Source organism: Streptomyces silvae (assembly GCF_016745505.1).
Lineage (GTDB): Bacteria > Actinomycetota > Actinomycetes > Streptomycetales > Streptomycetaceae > Streptomyces > Streptomyces silvae.
On the sequence record NZ_JAERUC010000012.1, the window covers coordinates 50,261 to 72,869 of the forward strand.

At 68.8% G+C, this 22,609-nt stretch carries 20 protein-coding genes; 7 read left to right on the plus strand and 13 right to left on the minus strand.

Annotated features, from left to right (window positions below; translation table 11 throughout):
- Nucleotides 1–64: 64 nt before the first annotated feature.
- From JKV81_RS02085 to JKV81_RS02115, 7 genes are all read left to right on the plus strand, one after another.
- Nucleotides 65–2,965: a lantibiotic dehydratase gene (locus JKV81_RS02085; RefSeq protein ID WP_109879033.1), complete on the plus strand. Its 2,901-nt coding sequence runs from the start codon at nucleotides 65–67 to the stop codon at nucleotides 2,963–2,965.
- Nucleotides 2,962–4,206, plus strand: a complete 1,245-nt coding sequence (locus tag JKV81_RS02090; RefSeq protein WP_109879032.1) for a lanthionine synthetase C family protein — start codon at nucleotides 2,962–2,964, stop codon at nucleotides 4,204–4,206. The genes JKV81_RS02085 and JKV81_RS02090 overlap by 4 nt, the downstream gene beginning before the upstream one ends.
- 19 nt (nucleotides 4,207–4,225) lie before the next feature.
- Nucleotides 4,226–5,056, plus strand: a complete 831-nt coding sequence (locus tag JKV81_RS02095; protein ID WP_109879031.1) for a thiopeptide-type bacteriocin biosynthesis protein — start codon at nucleotides 4,226–4,228, stop codon at nucleotides 5,054–5,056.
- Between the two features lie 151 nt (nucleotides 5,057–5,207).
- Nucleotides 5,208–6,161, plus strand: coding sequence for a hypothetical protein (locus JKV81_RS02100; protein WP_236054999.1), 954 nt, complete (start codon nucleotides 5,208–5,210; stop codon nucleotides 6,159–6,161).
- 358 nt (nucleotides 6,162–6,519) lie between these two features.
- The gene (locus tag JKV81_RS02105) at nucleotides 6,520–8,403 is read left to right on the plus strand and encodes an ABC transporter ATP-binding protein (RefSeq protein WP_202074802.1); all 1,884 of its coding nucleotides are present in this window, start codon (nucleotides 6,520–6,522) and stop codon (nucleotides 8,401–8,403) included.
- Nucleotides 8,404–8,468: 65 nt separating this feature from the next.
- Nucleotides 8,469–8,828 (plus strand): MazG-like family protein, encoded by a 360-nt coding sequence (locus tag JKV81_RS02110; RefSeq protein ID WP_109879029.1) that lies wholly within the window; start codon nucleotides 8,469–8,471, stop codon nucleotides 8,826–8,828.
- 48 nt (nucleotides 8,829–8,876) lie between these two features.
- Entirely contained in the window at nucleotides 8,877–9,485 is a 609-nt protein-coding gene (locus tag JKV81_RS02115; protein ID WP_146224078.1) for a DUF5753 domain-containing protein, read from the plus strand.
- A gap of 41 nt (nucleotides 9,486–9,526) precedes the next feature.
- On the opposite strand, the gene mobF is transcribed toward JKV81_RS02115, so the two are convergent.
- From mobF to JKV81_RS02180, 13 genes are all read right to left on the minus strand, one after another.
- Entirely contained in the window at nucleotides 9,527–13,957 is a 4,431-nt protein-coding gene (mobF, locus tag JKV81_RS02120; RefSeq protein ID WP_236055001.1) for a MobF family relaxase, read from the minus strand.
- 645 nt (nucleotides 13,958–14,602) lie between these two features.
- A complete protein-coding gene (locus JKV81_RS02125; RefSeq protein ID WP_181396643.1) occupies nucleotides 14,603–14,779 on the minus strand; it encodes a hypothetical protein in 177 nt (58 codons plus the stop codon).
- A 3-nt stretch (nucleotides 14,780–14,782) separates the two neighbouring features.
- The gene (locus JKV81_RS02130) at nucleotides 14,783–15,436 is read right to left on the minus strand and encodes a hypothetical protein (protein WP_230883019.1); all 654 of its coding nucleotides are present in this window, start codon (nucleotides 15,434–15,436) and stop codon (nucleotides 14,783–14,785) included.
- Nucleotides 15,437–15,480: 44 nt separating this feature from the next.
- Nucleotides 15,481–15,759, minus strand: a complete 279-nt coding sequence (locus JKV81_RS02135) for a DUF6211 family protein (RefSeq protein WP_109879027.1) — start codon at nucleotides 15,757–15,759, stop codon at nucleotides 15,481–15,483.
- A gap of 198 nt (nucleotides 15,760–15,957) precedes the next feature.
- Nucleotides 15,958–16,566, minus strand: a complete 609-nt coding sequence (locus JKV81_RS02140) for a DUF6349 family protein (RefSeq protein WP_109879026.1) — start codon at nucleotides 16,564–16,566, stop codon at nucleotides 15,958–15,960.
- Entirely contained in the window at nucleotides 16,563–16,961 is a 399-nt protein-coding gene (locus tag JKV81_RS02145; RefSeq protein WP_109879025.1) for a DUF6181 family protein, read from the minus strand. Before JKV81_RS02145 ends, JKV81_RS02140 begins: the two co-directional genes overlap by 4 nt.
- 44 nt (nucleotides 16,962–17,005) lie before the next feature.
- Nucleotides 17,006–17,434: a DUF6197 family protein gene (locus tag JKV81_RS02150; RefSeq protein WP_109879024.1), complete on the minus strand. Its 429-nt coding sequence runs from the start codon at nucleotides 17,432–17,434 to the stop codon at nucleotides 17,006–17,008.
- Between the two features lie 62 nt (nucleotides 17,435–17,496).
- Entirely contained in the window at nucleotides 17,497–18,147 is a 651-nt protein-coding gene (locus JKV81_RS02155; RefSeq protein ID WP_055643613.1) for a hypothetical protein, read from the minus strand.
- Nucleotides 18,148–18,219: 72 nt separating this feature from the next.
- Nucleotides 18,220–19,620 (minus strand): DUF3560 domain-containing protein, encoded by a 1,401-nt coding sequence (locus JKV81_RS02160; RefSeq protein ID WP_109878234.1) that lies wholly within the window; start codon nucleotides 19,618–19,620, stop codon nucleotides 18,220–18,222.
- A 330-nt stretch (nucleotides 19,621–19,950) separates the two neighbouring features.
- Nucleotides 19,951–20,373, minus strand: a complete 423-nt coding sequence (locus tag JKV81_RS02165; protein WP_181396810.1) for a DUF6409 family protein — start codon at nucleotides 20,371–20,373, stop codon at nucleotides 19,951–19,953.
- Nucleotides 20,374–20,492: 119 nt separating this feature from the next.
- On the minus strand, nucleotides 20,493–21,383 hold the full coding sequence (locus JKV81_RS02170) for a hypothetical protein (RefSeq protein WP_109881131.1): 891 nt from the start codon (nucleotides 21,381–21,383) through the stop codon (nucleotides 20,493–20,495).
- A gap of 121 nt (nucleotides 21,384–21,504) precedes the next feature.
- Entirely contained in the window at nucleotides 21,505–21,864 is a 360-nt protein-coding gene (locus JKV81_RS02175; RefSeq protein WP_055643609.1) for a hypothetical protein, read from the minus strand.
- A gap of 72 nt (nucleotides 21,865–21,936) precedes the next feature.
- A complete protein-coding gene (locus tag JKV81_RS02180) occupies nucleotides 21,937–22,569 on the minus strand; it encodes a hypothetical protein (RefSeq protein WP_109881132.1) in 633 nt (210 codons plus the stop codon).
- Nucleotides 22,570–22,609 lie beyond the last annotated feature (40 nt).

The window sequence follows — 22,609 nt, forward strand, 5'->3', positions numbered from 1 at the left end:
TATTACGGTGCCCGGCCACGCCTGCACGGGCGAGGTCGGGCACTGCGCGGCCACAGGAGGGCACATGTACCGGCACGTCGATGCAGCGCTGATCCGAGCCGCTGCAGGAAGCCCTGAACCAGCCGACTGGCCGACCCTGGTCGGCACGAATGCAGGACCCGCATCATGGCGAGCGTGGCTTCACCAGACCTGGCAAAACCTCGAGTTCGCTGCCGCCGTCAACGCTGCCAGCCCGGACCTCGCGCGTCAGGTCGAACAGATCGGCGCCGACCACCCGCTGCCGGACTCCGAAGTACGCCGCACAGTGCTCGCTGTCCTGCGCTACCTGCTGCGCGCCCGCACCCGCGCCACGCCGTTTGGTCTGTTCGCTGGAGTCGCGACCGCGCGAATAGATGCCGTGGGTTCGCTGCGCACCGGTTCCGCGCACCACCACACGGCCAGAGCAGACGCTGAACACAGCACGGCCCTCGTCGAACGCTTCGAGCAGCACCCCGCGCTGCAACCGCATCTGATGCTGCTCACCTCCACCCTCGCCGTCGAACAGGACGGCCACGTGGTGATCGAGCACCGCCCCAGCGGAAAGCGCGACGTCGGCCCAGAGCACGTACGAGTACGACTGACCGGGCCCGTACGTGGAGCCCTGGACGGTGCACGCGCTCCGATCCGGTGGAGCGACCTCGCTGCGAAGCTCGCCACCGACTTCCCCGGCGCCCCCGCCGTGGCCATCAGCAAGCTCCTCGCGGGCTTGGTCGAGCAGCAGGTTCTCCTCACCGACCTGCGCCCGTCGATGACGACGCCTGACCCCCTCGCCGGGCTGACCGAGCACGTGCATCATCTGCCCGTCCACGAGCGGATCGAAGTCCATGCGGCGCCCATGACGGCGCTCGATCTCCGCCTGGACTGGGACCTGGCACTTCCCGAAAGCGTGCCCCACGAAGTGGCTGCGGCAGCGAGGGCGCTGACCCGGCTCGCACCACGAGCTGCGCTGACCGGCTGGACCGAATGGCACGCCCGGTTCCTCGACCGGTACGGGCCGCGCGCAGTCGTCCCCGTTCTGGACGCCATCGACGCCCTCGGGTACCCGCCCGGCTACCTCGGAGCCAACATCAAGCCGGAGTTCTCACCACTGCCCGATCGGGACGCCCGCCTCATCAAGCTCGCCCAGGCCGCCGCCGCGCAGGGCAATGTCGAAGTCACCCTCGATGACGCCGAGCTGGAGGACCTGGCCACCACCGATCCCGGGCGTCCCGTCCAGCCCAGCACCGAGATGACCGTACGCATCGACGCCGAAGACATCTCCGCCCTGCAACGTGGCGAGTTCGCCCTGCACGTCGTGGGAGTGGCCCGGTCGGCGGGAGCGACCGCCGGGCGCTTTCTGCACCTGCTGCCCGCCGAAGACCGCCGTCGCATGTCCGACACGTACGCCGGACTGCCGGCAGTACACCGCGGCGCGCTCGTCGCGCAGATCAGCGCCACCCCCCTGTCCGCGCGAGCCCAGAACGTCGCGCGTGCACCCCGAGTGGCCGACTTCGTGATCTCGCTGGGTGAGTACCAGAGCCAGGACACCACCATCATTCCCGTCACGGACCTGGCCGTCACTGCCGACACCCAACAAATCCACCTCGTCTCGCTCTCCCGGCGCCGGCCGGTACACACCCTGTTGCTGAACGCCGTAGACCTGGGCCTGCACTCTCACCCGCTCACCCGATTCCTGGCCGAGGCGCCCGTGGCACTGACGGTCCCCTGTACCGGATTCCTGTGGGGCACCGCCGCCTCGAACCTGCCGTTCCTGCCCGCGCTGCGCTACGGCCGCACGATCCTGTCCCCGGCCCGCTGGCGCCTCACCCGCGATGACCTTCCCGCCGGGCCGGCGTCATGGCCGCAGTGGGGAGAGGCCCTGGCCCGATGGTGCCGAGACGTTAACCTTCCCGAGCGGGTCTACCTGGCCGAAGCAGACCAGGGCCTGGCCCTAGACCTGACGGAGCCCTCCCACCGGGCGCTCCTGCGGGCTCAGTTAGACCGCGACGGCACGGCGATCCTGCACCCCGCTCCCCGCGCCGTAGACCTGGGCTGGACCGGTGGCCGGGCCCACGAGGCTGTGATCCCGCTGGTCGCGCACCAGAAACGGGCCCCAGTGCGACCGACAGCCCACGTCGTCAACCGTGAGCACGGGCACCTCCCCGGCAGCGGGAACCGTCTCTATCTTCAGCTGCATGGACGCCGTGACCGGCAAGATCCCATCCTGACCCGGCACCTGCCAACGCTGCTCAGCGAGCTGGGTGACCCGCTCTGCTGGTTCATCCGCTATCCCGACCCTGACGAACACCTCCGCCTTCGCCTGACCTGCGCGCCTGGCACCCTGGGCACGGCCTTCGAGCACATCGGCGCTTGGACAGAACAACTTCGTCGCCACGATCTGATCACCCACACCAGCGTGGAGACCTACCACCCGGAGACCGCACGGTTCGGGGGACCCGCGACCCTCGACGCGGCCGAGTCGTACTTCGCCGCCGATTCCGCCGCCGCGCTCGCCCAGCTCACGGCCGAAGGAGCGAAGGGCGCACCGGACGCCCATGCGATGACCGCCGCGAGCATGGTGGACATCGCCACCGGCCTGCTCGGCGACCAGTCCACGGCGATGCACTGGCTCATCGAGCACACCCGCACCGCGCCGGACCCGCCGCCCCGTACCCTCTACCGCCAAGCCGTCGACCTGGTGCACACGCACCCCGCGGGCTTGGACAAGCAGACCGCCGTGGCCTGGTCCAAGCGGCGGAGAGCACTGGCCGACTATGCCCACGTGCTCGCGGACTGCAACGAAGACCCCGGCGGCCTCCTGCCTGACCTGCTGCACCTCCACCACGTACGGATGTGCGGGCCCGGCCTGCCGGAAGAGATCACGCACCTTCACCTGGCCAGGGCCGCCGCCCTGAGCTGGAGGGCACGAGTAGGGAGAACACCGTGACTACGACAGCCCACGCCCCCGTCGCGCTGTCGACCGCCGACAAACTGGCCGACGCATTGGCCGACCCGACCAGCATCTGGCCGGGCGATCGCCCCAGCGGTGGCCGCGCCTGGCCCCAGTCGCTCGCCGGAGGTGCGTCAGGCATCGCCCTGCTGCACATCGAGCGGGCCCGTACCGGACACGGCGACTGGGACACCGCGCACGCCTGGCTGGCTGCGGCTGTGGACGGCGCGATCAGTGCGGCGGCCAACGCGAACCTGTACTTCGGCGCTCCCGCCCTGGCGTTTATCACGCACCGCGCGGCGAGCGCATCAAGCCGCTACCTGCGGCTCCTGGAGCGCCTGGACGCAGCCACCCTCGCCGTCACCCGCTCCCGTCTCAGCGCCGCCCACCAACGCATCGACCGCGGTGAACGTCCTCCGATGGAGGAGTTCGACCTGATCCAGGGTCTTTCCGGGCTTGGCGCTTACCACCTCAGCCGTCACCCTCACCACGAGATCACCCGCGACACCCTCAGCTACCTGGTGCGGCTCACCGAGCCCCTGTCCGAACCGACCGGGCTGCCGCCCTGGTGGATGAACGTCGCGCCCACCGGCGCACCCCATCCCGACTATCCGGGCGGCCACGGCAACTTCGGCCTCGCCCACGGCATCGGCTCAACCCTCGCCGTGCTCTCGCAGGCTCTGCTCTCCGGAGTGCCCGTGCCTGGCATGGCCAACGCTGTCCAGCGAATCTGCGCCTGGACCGACCATTGGCGGCAAGGTGACGACGCCCAGCCCTGGTGGCCCGGCCAGGTCACCGAGCAGCAAGTAGCCGACCGCCGAGTCCACTCCAGTCTTCGCCCGCGGCCCTCCTGGTGCTATGGGGTCAGCGGCACCGCCCGCGCCCAGCAACTAGCCGGACTCGCTCTGGGAGACGCAGATCGGGTGCAGGCCGCCGAGCGCGCGATCCTTTCGGCGCTGCGCGACCCAGTGCAACAGGGCCAACTGCCGGAGATCGGGCTGTGCCATGGGATGGCCGGTCTTCTTCAGGCCGCGTGGCGGATAGGTGCCGACACGGGCAACCCCGAGGTCACCGCCGAACTTCCTTATCTGGCTGCCCGGTTGATCCGCGCACTCGACGACGGACCACATGATCCGGAACTCCTCGACGGAGCCGCCGGTGCAGCGCTGGCCCTGCACACCCTCGGCACAGGCCGCGCACCGGCCCCGTACTGGGACACCTTCCTCGCCCTGGCGTGACCACCCCGGAGGACCTTTCATGAGCACACCTCACTGGTGCCAGGCCAACGTCGCCTTCTCCCACTGGGAACAAGCCGAGGCCACGGCCATATCCCGCATTACCCCACTCCTGCGCGCGGCCGAGCGCGATGGCGCACTCGGCACATGGTTCATCATCCGTAAGCACCCCTGCTGGCGCATCCGCTATCAGAGCACCGCCACCGGACGCGACCACATGAGCACAGTTCTCGACGGCCTGACCGCTGAGGGGCACATCAAGAGCTGGACAGAGATCATCTACGAGCCTGAACACCACGCGTTCGGCGGCGACGAGGCCATGGCCTCCGCCCATCGCTTCTTTCACCGCGACACCCTCGGCCTCGTCGGGTTCCTGGAAAGCGACACCGGCCGACACCGCCGAGAGACCTCCCTGATGCTGTGCGGGCTCATGATGCGCTCCGCCCAACTGGACTGGTACGAGCAGGGCGACGTCTGGGCCCGCGTCGCCGCACACCGGCCGCAGTCTCCTCAGGCCGCCTCACTCCAGGGTGGACAGCTCCACGACGCCGTACACCGTCTGCTGCGCGTCGACCCACAGTACGCGATGCAGCCGGGCGGGCCGCTGGCCCATGCAGCTGAATGGGCTCGCGCATACGTGGAGGTCGGCAGCGAACTGGCCTGCCTCAACGAGACCGGGCACCTCCACCGAGGGCTACGAGATGTGCTGGCTCACCACGTGTTCTTCGCTTGGAACCGACTCGGCCTGCCCTACACCACGCAGGCGACCCTCACGGCCGCCGCGAGAACCGTGATCTTCGGACAGGACCCAGCCATCGAGAGGAGCGCCGCAAACCATGTGGAAGGCTCCTGACACCCTCGCGAGACGATTCCCGCTCGTCGCCCGCCCACGCCCTTCGTGCCTTCCACTACCCCAGCGCATCCATGCGCTGTCCCTCCTCGCCGACTCCGCGACAGCTCACGGCGACCTCAGCACAGCGTCCACCGTCTACAACCAAGCTGCCTTGATCGCCTCCGACGTCGGCGACACGGAGGCGGCCCGTACCTGGTGCCGGCAGCACGCCGCCGTCTACCTGGGCGCCACCCCTCTCGAAGCGGCAGACGCGATCCGGGCCCTGGAACCCGTCGTCAACCTCGTTCGCCTCCAACTCAGGACCGGCAACGCGGACGCGGGACACCAACAGCTCGAATCTCTCTTCAACTCGGTCGCTGCTGACCGGTCCGCCCGCATCGACGGAGTGACCGTTCCCGCAAGCCTCGTGTCCACAGCACAGGACCGCCGCGAAGTCACCACCTGGTTGTGGGCTGTTGTACTGGCCGACGGGACCCGCTCCCTGACCAGTGCCGGCCGCTGGGGCGAAGCACTGTCGCACGTTCAACGGCACCGAGGTCTCGGTCGCCGAATGCTCGACGGGCGCCAAGTAGCGGTCATTGCAGCGCTTTTGAGTGGAGAAACAACGCACGTCAAGTACCTCCTGGCCAACACGGAACCGGGCGACATCTGGGAAGCCGCTGTCACGGACTGCCTGACGGTCCTCTGCCTCCGCAGCAGTGACCTGGGGTGGCGGCGCCCCCTCCACAACCTCGTCGACACCTACCTCGCACTGCCTGAGCCGGAGGGACTGACGTCCTTCCGGTCTCGGCTTGGGTTGGCCGTACTGGATCTGGTCAGCTCACCAGAGGACTCCGCTGCCAGGAAGATCGTGACGGACCTCTGCCGCCGCGCCGCAAGGGCCGAGGACGGCTACGCCGCACGGGATGCGCTCTCCCACCCATGGACCCGCGAGTTGGCCACGGATGACGAGAGGAAGCAGTGCCTTCGGCTTCTCAGCTCCTGCGCTCTCCGAGCTGGCCAGCTACCCGCCCGGGAAGGGGTCCAGCTCACCGAGGCGGTGCGCCAAGGCGATCGAACAATCCGCGCGCGGGTTGGGCAGGCGACGGCATCGGAAGCCATTTGATGACCGAGCACGCACCCGGCGGGCGTCTTGACCGCCGAGGGGCAGGTGATTGCCGCAATCACGATGCCCGGAGGCACCTCCCTCTCTCTAATCCAGCGCGTTTCATGCCCTCGCCCCTCGCGCTGGACAGTCCTCGAAGCCTCATCCGCCACAGGCGTTTCGGGCGTCGGCGATTCGGCCAACTCCCCGATGCCGCGCGCGGCTTCGTAGCGGCACGCACACGCGCACTCCGTTGCTGCATAAGGGCGCCGACGCGTCCGGAATCGAGCGCGTTCGATTCCTCGTCAGCGTCGTTATTCCGTGCACTGCCGGGCCATCCAGGCGCGGCATCAATCCCCACAGGAGGGACCAGGTGACTGTGACTGCCGCCTCGACCGAATCCCCCGAGACGCCGCCCCCTCCACCCCCGGCCACCATCACCTACAACGGCAAGCACGGCCAGAATCCGCTGGCAGACGCCAGTTTCAGCGCTATGTGCCGCCGCCTCCCATCGGTCCTGGGACGCACCGCGCGAATGGCGTGGGCCGTCGACAGAGTGGCCGCCCTACTCCTCCTCGCCTGCCAGTTCCTTACCGGCATCGCGGCCGCTGTCGTCCTCGCGTTCACCGCACAGGCCATGACCCACATCCTCGGAAACGACGAGGTATCCGAACGCCTACACGACGCCTTGCCCGCCCTGATCGTCGTCACGGCCGCTGCCGGCGTCGGCCGTATCAGCGGAGCCCTGTCCTCTTACGCCAACGGCCGGATCACTCCGCGGCTCATGACCGAGGCAGACGTCGCTCTGGTAGCCGCCGTGTGCCGAGTCGAATCTTCCGCCTACGGCCAAGACGGCTTCAAGGACAGGCAGGAAGCCGCAGAGATCGGTGTAACTCGCACCTCGATGATGGTCCAGGACGCCCAGCGCTTCATGTCCGCGCTGATTCGGATGATCGCTGCCAGTTCCGTCATCACGGCTCTCCACCCCCTGATGCTGCCTCTGCTGCTCCTGGCCGTCATTCCGGCGGGCGCCGGGGCGGTCCTGTCCGCGCGCGTCGACTACGAGACCCACTACCTCAACGTCGGCGACCGTAACGTTCGCGCCCTCATGCGATCGTGGGCCACCTTCTCCCGCCACGGAGACGAAGTCCGGGCCAACGGCATGACCGGCTACCTCATCTACTGGTACCGCGCTCTCTCGGACCGCATCGACCAACGCACGCTCACCACCGCTCCCCGCCTGCTGCGCATCACTCTCGCCACGAGCGCCCTCGGCGGAGTCTTCCTGTGCGGCACATGGGCCACTCTCGCGTGGCTCGCCGCCACCGGTCGCGTGGGACTACCCGTCGCCGCTACCGCCGTCATCGCCGTGCAGACCACCCTCGCCGCCCTCAGCAACTTCGTGATCTACGGAGCCGCGCTGTTCCACACCTCGCTCTACCTGGCCGACATGCGCGCCTTCCTCGACATGGCCGAAGAATTGGCGCCCAAGCGCGGCGAGCTCATGATCCCAGAAGTCATCGAAGAGATCAGGATCGACGAGGCCGTCTATCAGTACCCCGGGAAGGACGAACCCGCTGTTGCAGGGGTGTCCCTCTCCCTGCGCCGCGGCGAAATCCTGGCCGTCGTCGGCGAGAACGGCTCGGGCAAGTCGACTCTGACCAAGCTGATCACCGGCATTCTGCTCCCCGACAAGGGCCGCGTCCTCTGGGACGACGTTGACTTGGCCCAAGCGGACCCCGACGCCGTGTGGAACCGGACGGCGCTCGTCCCGCAGAACTTTGCCTGCTGGCCCCTGCGAGTGCGCGAGAACATCACCCTCGGCCAGCCCCGCACCTTCAACGACGACGCGGTGTGGGACGTCGTCGACGCTGTGGGGATGCGCGACACCGTGCAGAAGCTGCCCCAACAGCTGGACACGCTCCTTACCAGGGAGATGTTCGGTGGCGCTGAACTGTCCGGCGGTCAGTGGCAGCGCCTTGTGTGCGGGCGAGCCCTGTACCGCCAGACGCCGCTCCTGATCTTGGACGAGCCGACATCTCAGATGGACGCGCGGGGGGAGCACGCTCTCTTCCTTGAGATCAAGAGGATCGCTGCCGGCCGCATGACGATCGTCGTCACCCATCAACTCGAAAACACACGTCTCGCCGACCGAGTGCTTGTAATGGACAAAGGCCGCGTCATCGAACACGGGACATATGACGACCTCGTGAGCGGCGGCGGATTGTTCGCTGAACTCGTCGCGCTGGCCAAGGATCGGTGACTCCCTATACCGCATAGGTGCGTCCACGCCCACCCATCACCACAAGCAAAGAGCTACCACCGCCCATGCAGAACGACACGTGGAACATCATTGACGCCTTGGCCGCCCGCTTCACCGCACACGACACGGAGCGGGGCCTGTCGCTGGAGGAGCAGTGGACGCTCCAAGTACTGAAGATTTCCGAGGAGACCGGGGAAGCGGCCCAGGCCGTCATGGGCGCCCGCGGGTTCAATCCACGAAAGGGCAACAGCCACACCTGGCAGGACGCCCAGGATGAAATCGCGGACGTAGTCATCACCGGCATGGTCTCCCTGGCCCGAATGCGGCCCGACGACGCCCTCGGCTTCCTCCACGAGCAACTTGTGGCCAAGGCCGCAAAGTTTCTGCCCGCAGAACAGACTGACCCCGCCCGCGCGTCGTCGTGATGTAGCAGAGTCCCGACTGACCAGCACTCGTCGAAAGGAACCGACCAGGTGACGCCCCCAAGCGATCCCTCGAAACCGTGGGCTGAATGGCATCAGGAAGGCATGGGACCTACTCAGGAAGCCTTCCTTGAACTGGTCCGCCAGACCAAGGACACCAAGCAGTACTGCCAGAACATCGTCTGGGGAAATCTCCAGACTCCGGACTACGCTCGGGCCATCCTGCGCCTGGTGGTCGACTTCCACGGTTTCCCGGACGACATCGAAGACGGTGTGGCCGCCCGCACCGCCCGAGCCTCGCTTATCGGAACGGGAGAGCGCACGTATCACGTACTCCTCGGCGAAGGGGCCCTCAGGCGCAACATCGGAGGTGCCGAAGTCATGCGTGGCCAACTTGCACGGCTACTTGCAGCATTCGCCCTCCCCGGGCTCACGCTGGGCGTGATCCCTGACCGCGCCCAGCTCGACATCTACCCCGGCAACAGCTTCGGGATCTTCGACGGTGCACGCGTCGAGATCGAGAACTTCGCCGACTCTCCAACCACCACCGACCCCGAGCATGTGGCGACCTACGGCAGGGCTTTCGACCTCTTGGCGCGCGGCGCGGTGTACGGAGGGGAGGCCAGCGCCATGGTCCAGAGCGAACTGCGTGCTCTGTAGAGCGCCTACTCAGATGGACTGGAAGACGCACCTAGCGAAGTTCACGGCGTGAGCTCATCTGGCGCATCGTCGCACGTTTGCGGTACATCGTCGTGGTGCAGCTGTGGGGCATAGAGGGCTAGGGTCAGGGGCTCGGATGCAGGTGTGGTCGTCAGTTCGTCGGCGTTGAGCTGAATGCCCATCTGAGCCCTTGAGGCCAACTCATTACGCAGGCCCGTCACCCGGTAGGTAGCGCCGTGAGCAGTGCTTCGAGCTTTGGTCGCCTCGGTCCGAAGGCGCTTGGCTGCTGCGTTGTCCTCCCCCGTGGCACGGTGTAGGAGTACGGCCTTTTCCTGCTGTGACATGTTCGCTTCGGTGAGCACGGGCTCGTGTTCGCCGGTGGGCCCGGCCATCTGGACAGCAGCCTGGAGTCGCGCGTTGATCTTCTCCAGTTTCCGACCGGTCTCTTCGTGGGTACGAAGCAGTCCTTCGCGATCTGCCTCGACCGCAGCTCGATCGTCCCCACGGAGTGTCAGACGCCCGAAGCGCCCCGTCGCGGCCAGCTGCTGTTCGAGACCTTCGATACGGGCCTGTGTGCCGTTCAGTCGGGCGGTGCGTTCAGCAATCGTGCTGTCCAGCGCTCGGAATTCGCGGATGGCTGCGGCCCGTTCGGCAACGTCCTGATGGCGGCGGTGGAGTGCAAGCGAGTTCGGGCCTGATCCGGCAGCAGCCTCCCGTTCGGCACGGTCCGCAGCGGCCTCCGCCTTCTCGGCCGCCGTGCTGGTGGCGCGAGCCGCCGTCGCCGCCTTGCGCACAGCGTCGCGCAGGGCTGAGTTACTGAGGTGGGCGTACGGACGATCAGCCGTCGGCGCCGCTTCAGGAAGAGTAGTCAGCGCCTCCCGCCGCCCGGCCGTGGCCGGGGTAGATCGGACCTCGGGCTCCGCGCCCTCTCGGAGGGCGTCCGCGTCGTGTAGTTCTCCCGCACCGGGGCCGCGCGGGATCGGCAGATCCGCTACCGCCTGGCGAACATGGGCGGGCACCGCGTTCTTGGGGAGTTCGGAGAGGATCATGCGTTCCTCGGTGCCGTTCTCGATCTCGCGGATGAGGCCGGCGACGGCGCGGTCAAGCTGTTCCTGCTCGGTGAGTGCGTCGCCGCTGCGGGCGCGGTCGGCGTCGGTTTCGTAGACGGAGAGCGGCAGGAAGAGGTGGGACTCCTTCTTGTCGCGACTCATCATCGTGTAGAGCGCGTTCGCCTGGGCTCCGGGACCGTAGACCAGGGTCTCTTGCACGCTGAGCCCCTGCGACTTATGGCCGGTGATCGCGTATCCGAGGCTGAGTCCGCCCTGTGCGATGTAGTCGGCCTCGACCCATTCGGCAACGTCACGGTGGCCGTCGGCGGTCTTCTCCCGCCACTCGATCAACACCCGGCGTTCCTCGTCCACGGCCCGCACGATTCCGCGGAGGCCGTTCAGCACGTCTTCGTTCTCGCCTCGGGTCCGCTTGCCCCGGTAGTCGTTGATCCGAAGGAGGACCTGGTCACCGACGGACAGCATCAGCTCACCGCCGCCGGGCAGCGCGTAGGCGTGCTCGGGACCGGTGAGGTCGCCGTTCTCCTTCCGCAGGGCACGAGCCCCGACGTTCAGTTCCTCCACCACCTCGTTGGTGGCGGCGAGCATGAGGAGCTGCTGCACGGCGGTGTGGTCGTCGGTGTGCGCGGCGCGCTTGTCGGCCCAGATGGTGAGCATCGCGGCGAGGGTGGCGTCCTTGTCCGCGAGGGCGTGCACGCGGCCGGTCCCGGCGAAGGTGCGGAGTGCTTCCACGCGGTTGTCGTCGCGCCACAGCTCCAGGGCCCGCCGCTCGATCGCGTCCTTCTGCCGGAAATTCTCGTTGAGACTGAGTCCGCCCACGATGTGGTGCACGGCGGCGAAGGAACCACCGATGCCGGGCGAGTGCAACTGCTTCGGGTCACCGATGCCGACGACCTTCGTGCCGGTCATCGCTGCGTGGCTGAGGAGTTCGGCGATGTCGCGGTCATCGCACATGGCGGCTTCGTCCACGACTAGCACGTCGACGCCGGTGAGGCCGGGGCCGCCGTTGCGGATGCCGGTGAGCCAGGACGCGAGGGTGCGCGACTCGATGCCTGCCTCGGCCTTCAGGTTCGCGGCGGCGACGGCGGCCGTGCTCAAGCCGGCGATGACGAGACCGTGGGCCTCCCATGCCTGCCGGGCGGTGTCCATGATCGTGGTTTTGCCCGCTCCGGCGATGCCCACGACTACGTCGATTCCGTGCCCGGCCGTGAGCAGCCGTTCGAGGACGGCGCGCTGTTCGCCGGAGAACGCGAAGGTGCCACCGTGCTGGGCCTCGACGGTGGACAAGGTCATGTCGACCGTGTCGCGGCTGACGACGGCGGCCTGCGTGCCGAGCCGGTTCGTTGCCTCGGAGACGATCAGCGCTTCCGCCGCCACGATGTCCGCCGTGGTGTACCGGTCGGCGTGCGTGAAGTGTTGAGCGCCCTTCGGATTCAGCTGAACCACGTATCCGGCGTGACGGAGGACGGAGGTGGTGAGTTGTTCGGCTTCCTCGGCGTTCGCGACTCCGTACGGGAGGACGTCCAGCACGGCGGCGATGGCGGCGGCGTGGGTGAACTCCTTGGAGTGGCTGGTCAGGCCGGTCTTAGGGTCGAAGACCTGGGCGCACAGCTCGTCCAGAGAGGGGTTCTGGTCCGCTCGGTCCCGCTCCATCGCGCTCGCTGCGATGGCGTCGGGGTCGTCACCGACAGCACGCCCCTCGGCCTGCCAGTAGGCGCGAAGGACGTCGTCCCCGACTCCGGCGGCCTCGCCGTTCTTCGCGGCCTTGGATGCGGTGGAGGCGGCGGTACGCTCGCGGGTCGTGGCGCTGTCGTAGTCGATTCCCAGCTTCGTCAGCAGAGCCCGGACCTGGCTGTCGCGCTTGCTGAACAGGCGGATCGTCGCCTCGGGGATCGCTGCGATCTCCCATGCGCCGGTCCTCTCCTCGCGACGGAAGCTGATGCCGAAGTTGTCGGTCAGCTCTCGGCGGATACGGGCGTTCATGAGGGACTGGGTCGCGCGGGTGTGTCGGTGGAGGTCACGGCCTCCGCTGGCCATGGTGGACCACTTGCCGTCGGCGCCCTTGACCATGTTGGCCAGGGTGAAGTGCAGGTGAAAGTGGGGGTCGCCGTACGGGGCACCGTCCACGGGCCGGGCGGCGCGGTGCACCATCATCCAGCCGGAGAACCCGCTCGTCTCCACGGTCTCCGCTTCGTCGCCGTCACCGTGGTGACCACGCATGGCGTAGGCGGTCCACCGTTCGAGGGCGGTGATGGACTCGCGGCCGGCGGAGGTGTAGATGCCCTCGACCTGAGCGGCGATCTTTTCCGGGGCGTAGGCGAGGAACGCGGACTTCGACTTCGCGAGGTCCAAGGTGACGTCGGCGCCGAAGTTGCCGACCTGCACTCGGCCTTCGAGGAGAGCGGCCTTGATCTCCTCGGCGTCCCACACGTCCTCGGGCGAAAGTCCCGCTGCCTTGGCCATGGCGACGGCTTCGCGTACGTCCATCGGCAGATCCCGAAGACGGCGTTCGCCTTCGCCTTCAGTCTGGGTGTACCGCCGCTTCATCGACGCGGCGGTGAACAGGTCGCCGGGCTGTTGTCCGGTCTCGGTGGCGCGGGCCTCGACGGCGCGAAGCAGAGCACGGGCGTCCAGGTGGCCGCCCGCCTCAGCGGCCACGGCCTTCTCCAGCGTGTCTTCGCCGTACAGGTCGACGGCGTCGATGCCGACAGCATCGGCGAGCTTCAGCACGGTGGAGGCTGGGACGCGGTGCGATTCCCCGAACCGCTTGAGCTGGCTCTCCATCCTGCGAAAGGCGTCCTGCTTGCGCTTGGAGTCGAGCAGGGAGACGGGCTTCACGCTGCGTTCGGCGGCGGCGCGGCGGATGGCACGGGCCAGCGGGGCAGCGGGGAGCTTGGCGGCCGGCGCAATGGCGAGCTTGGGTTCTACGAGAGTCTGCCCGTTCCGGGGGTCCTCGCCATGCATGAGGCGTCGGGCGGCCTGGAAGTGCTCGGGGGCGAGGACGCTGCCGGGGGTGATGTCGAATGCGGTGAGGCCGTTTCCGATCCAGACCAGGGGGCGTTCGCTGGCATCGAGGTGGTACTCCACCTGTCCGTCGGTCGGCCGTGGGGGAAGGGCCTGTTCGCCGTAGAGGTCGCGGGCGTCGAGTCCGGCTGCGGCAGCGACTTCGACGGCGTCGAAGCCGGTGAACCGCGCGGTGCCCTTGCTGCGGATGAGTCCGCGGGCGCGGAAGAAGGCGCGCTTGGCCTCGCGGTTGCCGAGCAGGGAGGCGACGGGGGCACCAGCAGCTTCGGCCTTGGCCTCGACGGCGGCGACGAGAGGGGCGGCGTCGACCGCTAGGGACTTCCCACAGCCGTGGCCGCCGGTAAGGCGGTACTCAACCTGCTCGTCGGAGGGGCCGATCATGGTCACCCACCCCATCGGCCCGCTCACCCCCCGTTTTCATCCGGTCAGATTCGGTCGTCTTGGCTGATTGTATCGTCACGAAGTGACGATACCTTGGTCCTCTAAATTCAAGATCATGATCAACGAGAGGGACCTCGGGCACTCGGATCGACCTCGTCGCTCCTGCGGATCAGGCTCCTGGAGCCTGATGTTCTGTTGGACTGTTACCTCTGCGCGAGGTGCATGGTCTGGGGTGCCGTACGCGCTGAGGTGGTGTGACGATCCGATGTCGGTGCGGTACCTACGCGGGGCTGTGTCGTTGGTCCGCGTATGGAGCAGACCCCGAATCCGGCGGCTTCCCGCCGGTTCGCTGAGGTGTTGGGCCCGTACTGGATGGCCTCGGATTCCCCGGCGTACGGGCCCGGCGTGGAGGGCCGATTCGGGCCGGGACGTGGGACTCCGCCGCTGCACCCGGGCGATCGGCCGGAGAGCGGGATCGGGTTCCCGACCGGCGGAGGGCCCGTAGCCGCTGATCCGTCGGCCTGCTGTCGGGGCGAGCGGTCTTGGTTGGGCCCTGCCCGACCCGCCAGCACCTGGTGACATGACGAAGGTCCCCGCTCCGGAGCGGGGACCTTCGCGTTCGCCGTGTGGCCTCTCAACCGACGGCTATGTGGTCAGGGGCCATTCGCCGAAGGGCACCGGCGCCTGACCTTGCGCTTCGCGCACGGCTTCCTCCGTACCGCACGTGGTGCAGATGAAGACCTCGCGGTCGGTGGTCAGCCGGGAACGGGCGGGCCGTTCACCGAGCGGGCCGCCGCAGCGCGGACAGCGGGTGTCGGGCACGGGTCACTCCTCGGGGTGCTCGCGAGCGGACTTGAGGATCAGGTTCCAGGTCGGGCGGGAGTAGGTCTTCTCCGTCTGCCCCTGAAGCTCGGGGATCAGGTCGGCGTTCTTCGCCCCGGGGTTCGCCGCGATGGCCTGCCGGGCAAGGGTCAGCCGCTCATCTCCCTGGTAGGGGTAGGCCAGTCCGCGGCGGCCGGTGGGCCGTCCGCCGGCGTGCCCGCGGCCCTTGCGGTCCGCGAGGTACTGCCACAGCCTCCAGCGCTTCCACTTCGGGCGGCGCCGGGTCGGAAGCTCGTCCCAGTCGTCCGGTGCCGGCCACCCCTCTGGCGGGTTCTTAACGTAGTGGGAGACGGTGGCGGAGTCGGCAAACCCGCAAATCTTCGCCGCCTCGGCCGGGCCCACCATCTCTTCGGGGTCGCCGTCGAGCTTCGGCGGGTTGGTGGTGTTTGCGGCGGCGCGCTGCCGCTGAAGCTCGTGGTGCCACGTCGCCCATGCGTCGCCGTCCCAGTGCATGACGCCGTCGATGGTGTCCGCGACGGGCGGGTGCCCGTTGTTCTCCCGGTCGGTCCAGAGGTTTTGAAGGGTCGGCTCGCTGATGCCGTGGACCTTGCGTAGGTCCGCGCGTGAGTAGAGCGTGCGGCCGGTCTTGGAAGACACGGTCGTCTCCTGTTCTTGGTCGGGGTCGTGCCCGCTCGGCGCGGTCACTGGATGTCGTCCGGGTCCGGGGCCGGCGTCCACGTACGGGTGCCTGCCGGTTCGAGCCGGGTGAGGGTGGCTATGTCGGCCAAGGGAACGGCGGCGGCCCAGTCGGCGCGGCCGGGGTGGTCGACGGGCCGGTTGAGCACGAGGTGTCGGCCGGTCGGAGGGAAGTCCTCGACGATGACGAAGGTGTCGGCCTGATCAGCGCCGATGCTGTTACCCCCCTTGAGCTGGGCGATGTCGCCTGGCTGGGGACAGTCGGGGTGTCGGTCACATAGCATGGTGTGGTCTTTCTGGTGAGAGACACCGACGGCCAGCGCCTTGTTGCCCTTGTGCGCTGGCCGTCATCTGTTGTCTGGGGTGCGTGGCGCCCCGTGGGACGCACGGCCGGTCGGAGGTTGCCCGCTCCGCTGGTAACGAAGTAATTAAACCACCTTTGGATTGAGCGGGTGGGGCCCTGCTCCGGCGGACGGCGGTCATCAGAAGAGGGCCCCCTGATCTGCGGGGCGGTGGCGCCGGCTGCTCGGTGGTCGGGTGACGCGGAGTTCGTAGCGGGGGCGTCTCCCGTGCGGCGGAACGTGCGCTTCACGGCGGTACCGGCTCCACGCCACGACGGGAGCGCCCTGGTCGATCCAGTCCGCCGGGTAGCGGGCGGTGAGCTGAGCCCAGCGGCTCCGGCTCCGCGGCACTGCCCATCGGTCCTCGACCGTGGTGATCGGCGGCAGCGTCCTCCAGCCGGGGAACGCATGGTCGTGCGCCTCCTCCACCGCCTCGTTGTCACCGTCCCCGAACCCGTCGCCGCAGTGCACGGGGCCCTCCCATTGGCACGCGAGACACCCGCCGCGGAACTCCTGCTTCTCCCCCCGGCGGCCGGTCAGCCGGCTCCGGGAGAGCAGGGTCGGGGTGTGGCGCGCGGGCGGGTCCAGTTCGTGGCCGAGATCGCTGTACGCGCCGCCGGGATGTCCGGGCTGGATGTGCCACGCCTGGGCCGCGCTCTCGGGCCGGTGGCGTGTCCGTGCGTTGCGCACTCGCCAGTAGTACGTCTGCCGTGCCCGTGCTCCGATCGGCTCGGCGACGGTGGCGGTCACGACGTCCTGCTTCCGGCGGCCAGCACTTCGCGGAGCGGGTCAGCGAGCACGGCTTGTTCGTCGGGGGCGTCGAGGAACCGCGGCCCGTACGCACGGCGCACGGCGCGGCGGGCGTCCTGGTGGCGGTCGAGCTCCGGGTAGTACGGCGACCGGTCAAGCACGTCATAGCCGTGCTTGGTGAGCACGTCTGCGATGAGCGACCGGACCTGTATGGGGTCGAGGGCGGAGAGGTCAGTTTCCCCGGGGGCCGCGAGGAGTACGCGGATCAGCTCGGTCGCGCTGAGCCGGGGGTGGAGGGGAACGCTGAGTCGGTGGACGCCGTCCCGGCTGGGGGTGGCGGCTCCTCGGCGGCTCGGTGTCCTGGTGGTGCTGCGGTCTTCTGTCGTCTCGTCCATCGCGTGGGCCTTCGGTGGCTCGGGATTCTGGCGGGCGTCGGGGGTCAGAACAGGGCGTACTCGGCGCGAGCGGCGGCGGTACGAAAAGCGCGGGCGGCGTCGGCGGCAGTACGGCCGGGCTCGGCGCTCCACCGGTCGATGACATCGCGGTGCAGGGCCTTGGCGGCGGTGGGGTCGTCGGCGGCGACGGGGTGACCGGCGAGGGTTTCCGCGAGGATGGCGAACGCCTGGTCGCGGGCGCGGTCGATGCGGTCCCAGTCGTACGTCCGGCCGGCGGCTCCCCGCCCGTGGCCGGCGGCGACTTGGAGTGCGCCCCGCGGCCAGCATGGCAACGTGGCCGTACGGCCGGGACCGTCGAAGAGGCGCGGGCCCTGGTGGATGCCGACGTGTTCGACGTGGCGGGCGGCCCATTCCAGGATGGCGGCGGGGGTGTCCGCGATGACGATGCTTTCGGGGGTGTGTCGGGTCGGCACGGTGCTGTCCTTCGGGAAGGGCAGGGGCGGCGGCGTGCTGCCGCCGCCCCTAGGTCGGGCTGCTAGTGGTAGGCGGGGATCAGTCGGCGGACCTTGTCCTCTCCGATGCACCCGCCCTTGTGACGGCGCGCGCTCGGCGGCTCTCCGTTGCGCCCGCGCAGGTGCGACCAGAACTTCGGGCCCTCCCACGGGCACAGTTCACAGCTGAGGAACCAGTGGTTATCGCTGCCGGGAAACCCGGTGAGGACTGCCCGCCAGTGGTGGGCCCGGAGTCCCGCGAACGCGACCTGCGCGCCTTCGATGTTGCGATCGTTGACTGGCATCCGCGGGTGCAGGAGGGGCACCGGCCCGCACAACGGCGTGGGGGCCTCGGCGAGCACCTGTTCCAGGGGCACGGTGCCGATCCGACCGGCGGCGTACTCCTCGGCGAGATGGGCGGCGGCCATGTCGGTGCCGGGGGTCCCCTTGGGCGGGCGGCGGAGGTTGCGTTCGCCTGCGGTGGTGAGGACGAGCCAGTCTCGGTGCCACCGGTAGGCGCGGCCGATGACCTGGTCTTCGCCAACGATCACGGGGTATCGGCACTGGATGTCGGGGGTGCCGACGCGGTACGTCGGGACGGTGGTGGTGCCTGCGGTCGCGGGGACGATGAGCCTGCCCGCTTCGGTGTCGGGGGCGGTGATGGTCGCGGGTCGTTCGAGGAGTTGCGTGGTCATGGTGGTGCCCTGTTCTGGTGAGAGAGGGGCCCGCCCCGGCACGCTCGGCCGCCGGGGCGGGCGGGGGCGTCGTTACGCGGCTTCGGCGGCCGGGGCCTGCGGCGCGGCGATCCACTCGCGGCGCGGCGTGATGCCCAGCTCGTTGAGGACTGGGGCGTGGCTGCCGTTGTCCGGGACCCATTCCCAGTCGGCGCCCTCGGTGCCGGGCCGGTCGGTCCAGGTGAGCATGTAGGAGCGGCCGGAGGTGCGGGGGTCGCCGCACACGGCCTGTGCTTCGCGGCGGGTCATCGCCCACAGGGCACGCCGCTTGCGGGAGCGGCTGGAGCCCTTGGAGGCGATCAGCACAAGTGCCATGCTGTCCTGCCAGTTCGTACCTGCGGCGGGGGCCGCCGCGGGAGTCGGCTTCGCCGCCGGTACCGGTTCCTCGACCGGCGCGGTCTGCTCAGCCTGCTCGTGCTGTTCCGCGGTTTCGGCCTGGGGCGGCTGCTGCATCTCGGCGGCGCTCTTGCGGCCGGACACGTCGTCGTAGGGGGCGGTCCATGTCCAGTCGTCGTGCCGGTTGCCGGTGGCGCGGACGATGCGCTTGCCGGTGCCGTTGTGGATGTGGGGGATGGTCACCGACTTCGGGTTGACCCGCAGGACCTCGTACCAGGTACCGCGGTAAAGAACGAAGTCCCCGCGGGTGAAGTCGGCCTTCGACCACACCTTGAAGCCCTCGGCTTCGGCGTCCTTGATGACCTTCTCCCAGTGGGCGATCTCCTCGGTCAGCTCCTGGTGCTCGATCTCCAGCTCTGGGTCTGCCGGGTTCCGGGAAAACCCCTTGGCGGACTCGCCGCGCTGCCACTTCTCGACCGCGCGGAGGTCGGCCCGCAGCTTGTCGAGACGGCGGAGCGTGCGGCCGGGGTCCTTCTTGAACTGCTGGTAGTTCGCGGCGGCCTGTGCCCGGCCGGTCCAGTGGGCGGCGCGGTCGCTCTCGCCGATGCTCTTGCGCATCGTGTCGTCCATCCGCGCGTGATCGCGGCGGGCGCGACCCTCGGAGTGGTGACCGATGAGGATCGGCTGACCGAAGGCGAACCGCTCGGATATGTCGTGGCTCGTCTTCCACGCGGCCTCGGAGGACTGGGCGGCGCTGGCGGCGTACCCGCCGAACCGATCCGCGCGGCCTTCGGCCTTCTCCTCCCGCTCCTCCTCGGCCTCGCTGAAACTCCGGCGGTCGGCGTTGTCAATGGTCAGCGTGACCTCGAAGCCCGCGTCTCGGAGTCGCTGCGCGAGGAGTTCGAGCGAGGGGGTGTAGGTGGCGTGGTCGCGGCTGTGCGGGAGGTACCAGCAGTCAAGGTTCCGGCTCCAGCGGAAGGGCTGGCGCTGCGTGCGGCCGTACTCGCGAAGTCGCAGGATCTCTGCCGATCCGTCGCCCCGGCTGGTCCCCTCGATCAGGGTTCCTTCTCGGCGGGTGTGGGTGATCTCGATAGTCACTGAACTGGTCTTTTCTGGTGAGAGTTTGTGGTCCGGCCGCAGGGCGGACCGTGCGTTGGCAGCGGCGCTGCACCACCGGCGCGGGCCGTGAGGGACGATCGGCTCGCGGGTCGTCGCGCCTGCGCGACGACAGGGGCTGTCGCGCCCCCGCGGGGCGCGTCCGCTGCGGTCCGGTGCCCGTCGTCGGTCGGCGGAGCCGCCTGCGGCGGAGTCGGCCGGCGGCGGTGAACGCACCGGACCTGTCCTGCCGCCCCGAAGGGGTGTCCGCTGGGGTGCTGGGGGCCTGCCGGTCCGGAGGTGTTGCCCTCCCCCGGACCGGCGGGGCCTTGGTCAGCTGCGGTGGAGCGTGTGCCGGGCGGCCGGGTCGGCGTCGGCCAGTCCGGTCCGCTCGCGCCACGCCTGACGGACGGCGGCGCGGAGCGCGTCCCCGTCGTCGTAGGCGAACCGTCCCCGTCGCAGATTGCGGACGATGTCGCGGAACGTGTCGCCGTGCATCGTGGTCAACGTGTCGTCCAGCGGGGTCAGCTCGTGCGGGAACATCGCCTGGACGCTGTCGCCCGGCTGCGGGGCGCCGAGGGTGAAGAACCAGACCACGGACATGGTGGCCTCGTCGGCGAACTCCGGGCCGCCGAACGGGCCGACGACGACGGCGGGGCGGGTGTCGAGTTGGTGGCCCCGGAACCAGGGTCCGCCGATCACGAGCGTCGCGGTGGGGAAGTCCTGGACGGTGGGCTTCTTGTCGGTGGTGAGCATGTCGTGTCCTATCTGGTGAGAGATTCCGCCGGGGCCGGTCGGCCCCGGCGGGGGTGTCGGTCGGGGGGTTGCCCTCCCCCTTCCGGCACCATTAATTAAACCATGTTCTTAGGTCTGGGTCAACCGGTCACGGCAAGTTCGCGGCGGCGCTCGGCGGCCATCGTGACGGCGCGGGCGATGGCGCGGCCGGTCTCGATGACCCGGACGGCGGACTCGTGCACCGGGGGCTTCTTGTCCTGGGTGATGATGCCCGCGAGCGGCGGCATGACGGCGGGACCCGGGGCGACGTTCAGGATGAGCGCGGCGACGTGGGCGGCTGAGGCGACTTCGGCCGCGTGCTGGCCGGGAAGGGGGGCGTCCTCCTCGGTGATGCGTCGCCACGCGTGGCCGTACAGCAGGATGCGGACGGCGTTGTCGGGGGCGTCCTGGGTGAAGTCGAACCCTCCGGCCCGCTCGGGGTCTTCGTGGTACTGGTCGCGATACTGGTTCACCAGGACATCGCGGATGACCTCGGCGGCGAGCGGGGCGGCGGCGGGCGGCTCGTAGGCGTCGCCGTCGGTCTGGCTGATGTCGAAAACCGGCCCGGCCTTGAAGCCGGACACCTTGCGCGTCTCGCCCTCGGCGGCCTCGCTGGCGGCGTCTCGCTGCCCGCCGTCGGCGGCTGCGGCCGTGGCCTCCTGAGCCCCTTCGGTCCGCCGCTTGATCGGCGTCCAGATGCGGAGGGAGGTGGACCCCTTGGCCGGGAAGCGTCCGACCTTTCGCCAGTCTCCGGAGCTGAGTACGTGGGTGGCGTTGGGGTACTGGGCGGCGATGGCGATGCAGTTGGTGGGGCTGCGGTCGTCGCGGTCCGGGTGGGTCAGGTTCGCGGCCGTGCGCATGACGGCGGCCCAGAATTCTTCACTGCCGACCATCGCGCCGTATGCGCGATCCATGACGGCTTCGAGTTCGCCGCGCATCTTGGCGGAGTAGGCCCGGCGCTCTTCGTCGGTCATCTTCGGCTTACGGGGCATGTCGCGGTCCTCCTGGTGAGAAATCGGCCGGGGCCGGCTGGCCCACGACGTCGGTCGGGGGGTTGCCCTCCCCCTTCCGACACCACTAATTAAACCATGTTCTTGGGTGATTGGCAACCCTCTAAATCCAGTACAACCCTGCTTCGTTACTCACGGCCCGATATGCGGCTATCACCTCATCCTCTATCTGTGTCCAGTGTTCGAGGACATCGGGGGCGGTTTTCTTGTCGCTGGCCGCGCGCTTGGCCCTGCGCCACTCAATGGCGATTTTGAGTGTGCAGAGTTGTGACCGGGTCAATTCCCATCGACCGGAGTCCGGAAGCTGATCGCCGTAAACCATCGCCACGGCGTTGTTGATGTGCTCGGTGCCGGACCACACATTCTGTGTGGCCTGGAGAGCAAGGGCGCGTTTGAGGGTGCACCGGAGGTGCGGGGCCTGAACAATCCATTGCGGCTCGATAATGAATATGTCGGCGCTCATCGTGGTGCCTTTCCGCGTGAGGGGGGAGGGCGGCGCGCTGCGGGAGCGCGCCGCCGGGAAGCATGGGGGAGGTTAAAGGGCATATCCATCGACGTATTCGCCGCGCTCACCCTCGGGGGTCTGAACGTGGGGAAGGAATCGACTCACCGCGAATACGACGGCGTCGGCGATGATCCGGGGGGCGTCGTTGAGTACGAGGCTCACAGTGTCGCCGTCGAGTCCAATACGGACCTCTCCCGGCTCAAGATTCATGTAGACAAAGGCGGTTGTGCCGTCGACCCGGGTCCGCGCTCCGGGGAGTCGCGCCGAGAGATCGCGTGCGGCCTCCTCGACGTCTCGGCGCATCTCGGCCTGTGCGCGGTTGTGCTCCTTCACCCGCTCGTGGACGTCACGGTGCACGGGGATGAGGTCGGCGGCAATCCGGGCCGCGATGTCTGCCGGGTCCTCGTTCATGGCGACTCGGACGGTGTCGCGCTCGCCCCTGCGGAACGGGTAGTCGGTGGCAGGAAATGCCCCTCGGATGTGCAGGTGGCCGGGGTCATCGAACCGCTCGGAGAGGTGAAGCTGTCGGCCGTCCATGTGGGTGAAGGTGGCGGCGTGGTCCAGCTCCTGGACGCCGTGGCGCGCGGGCTGCGGTCGCCAGTTTCCGCCGAGTTCGAGAGCGATCGGGTGGGCCAGCTCTGCAACGGTGAGAGGCGTGTTCATCGTTCGTTCTCCTGGTGAGAGAGGTTGTCGGCGGCCGGTC

Excerpts from the sequence above, each read along its gene's own strand:
- JKV81_RS02085 (WP_109879033.1), top strand. The coding sequence starts at position 65 with ATGTACCGGCACGTCGATGCAGCGCTGATCCGAGCCGCTGCAGGAAGC.
- JKV81_RS02095 (WP_109879031.1), top strand. The coding sequence starts at position 4,226 with ATGAGCACACCTCACTGGTGCCAGGCCAACGTCGCCTTCTCCCACTGG.
- JKV81_RS02110 (WP_109879029.1), top strand. The coding sequence starts at position 8,469 with ATGCAGAACGACACGTGGAACATCATTGACGCCTTGGCCGCCCGCTTC.
- mobF (WP_236055001.1), bottom strand. The coding sequence starts at position 13,957 with ATGATCGGCCCCTCCGACGAGCAGGTTGAGTACCGCCTTACCGGCGGC.
- JKV81_RS02135 (WP_109879027.1), bottom strand. The coding sequence starts at position 15,759 with ATGCTATGTGACCGACACCCCGACTGTCCCCAGCCAGGCGACATCGCC.
- JKV81_RS02145 (WP_109879025.1), bottom strand. The coding sequence starts at position 16,961 with ATGGACGAGACGACAGAAGACCGCAGCACCACCAGGACACCGAGCCGC.
- JKV81_RS02155 (WP_055643613.1), bottom strand. The coding sequence starts at position 18,147 with ATGACCACGCAACTCCTCGAACGACCCGCGACCATCACCGCCCCCGAC.
- JKV81_RS02165 (WP_181396810.1), bottom strand. The coding sequence starts at position 20,373 with ATGCTCACCACCGACAAGAAGCCCACCGTCCAGGACTTCCCCACCGCG.
- JKV81_RS02170 (WP_109881131.1), bottom strand. The coding sequence starts at position 21,383 with ATGCCCCGTAAGCCGAAGATGACCGACGAAGAGCGCCGGGCCTACTCC.
- JKV81_RS02175 (WP_055643609.1), bottom strand. The coding sequence starts at position 21,864 with ATGAGCGCCGACATATTCATTATCGAGCCGCAATGGATTGTTCAGGCC.
- JKV81_RS02180 (WP_109881132.1), bottom strand. The coding sequence starts at position 22,569 with ATGAACACGCCTCTCACCGTTGCAGAGCTGGCCCACCCGATCGCTCTC.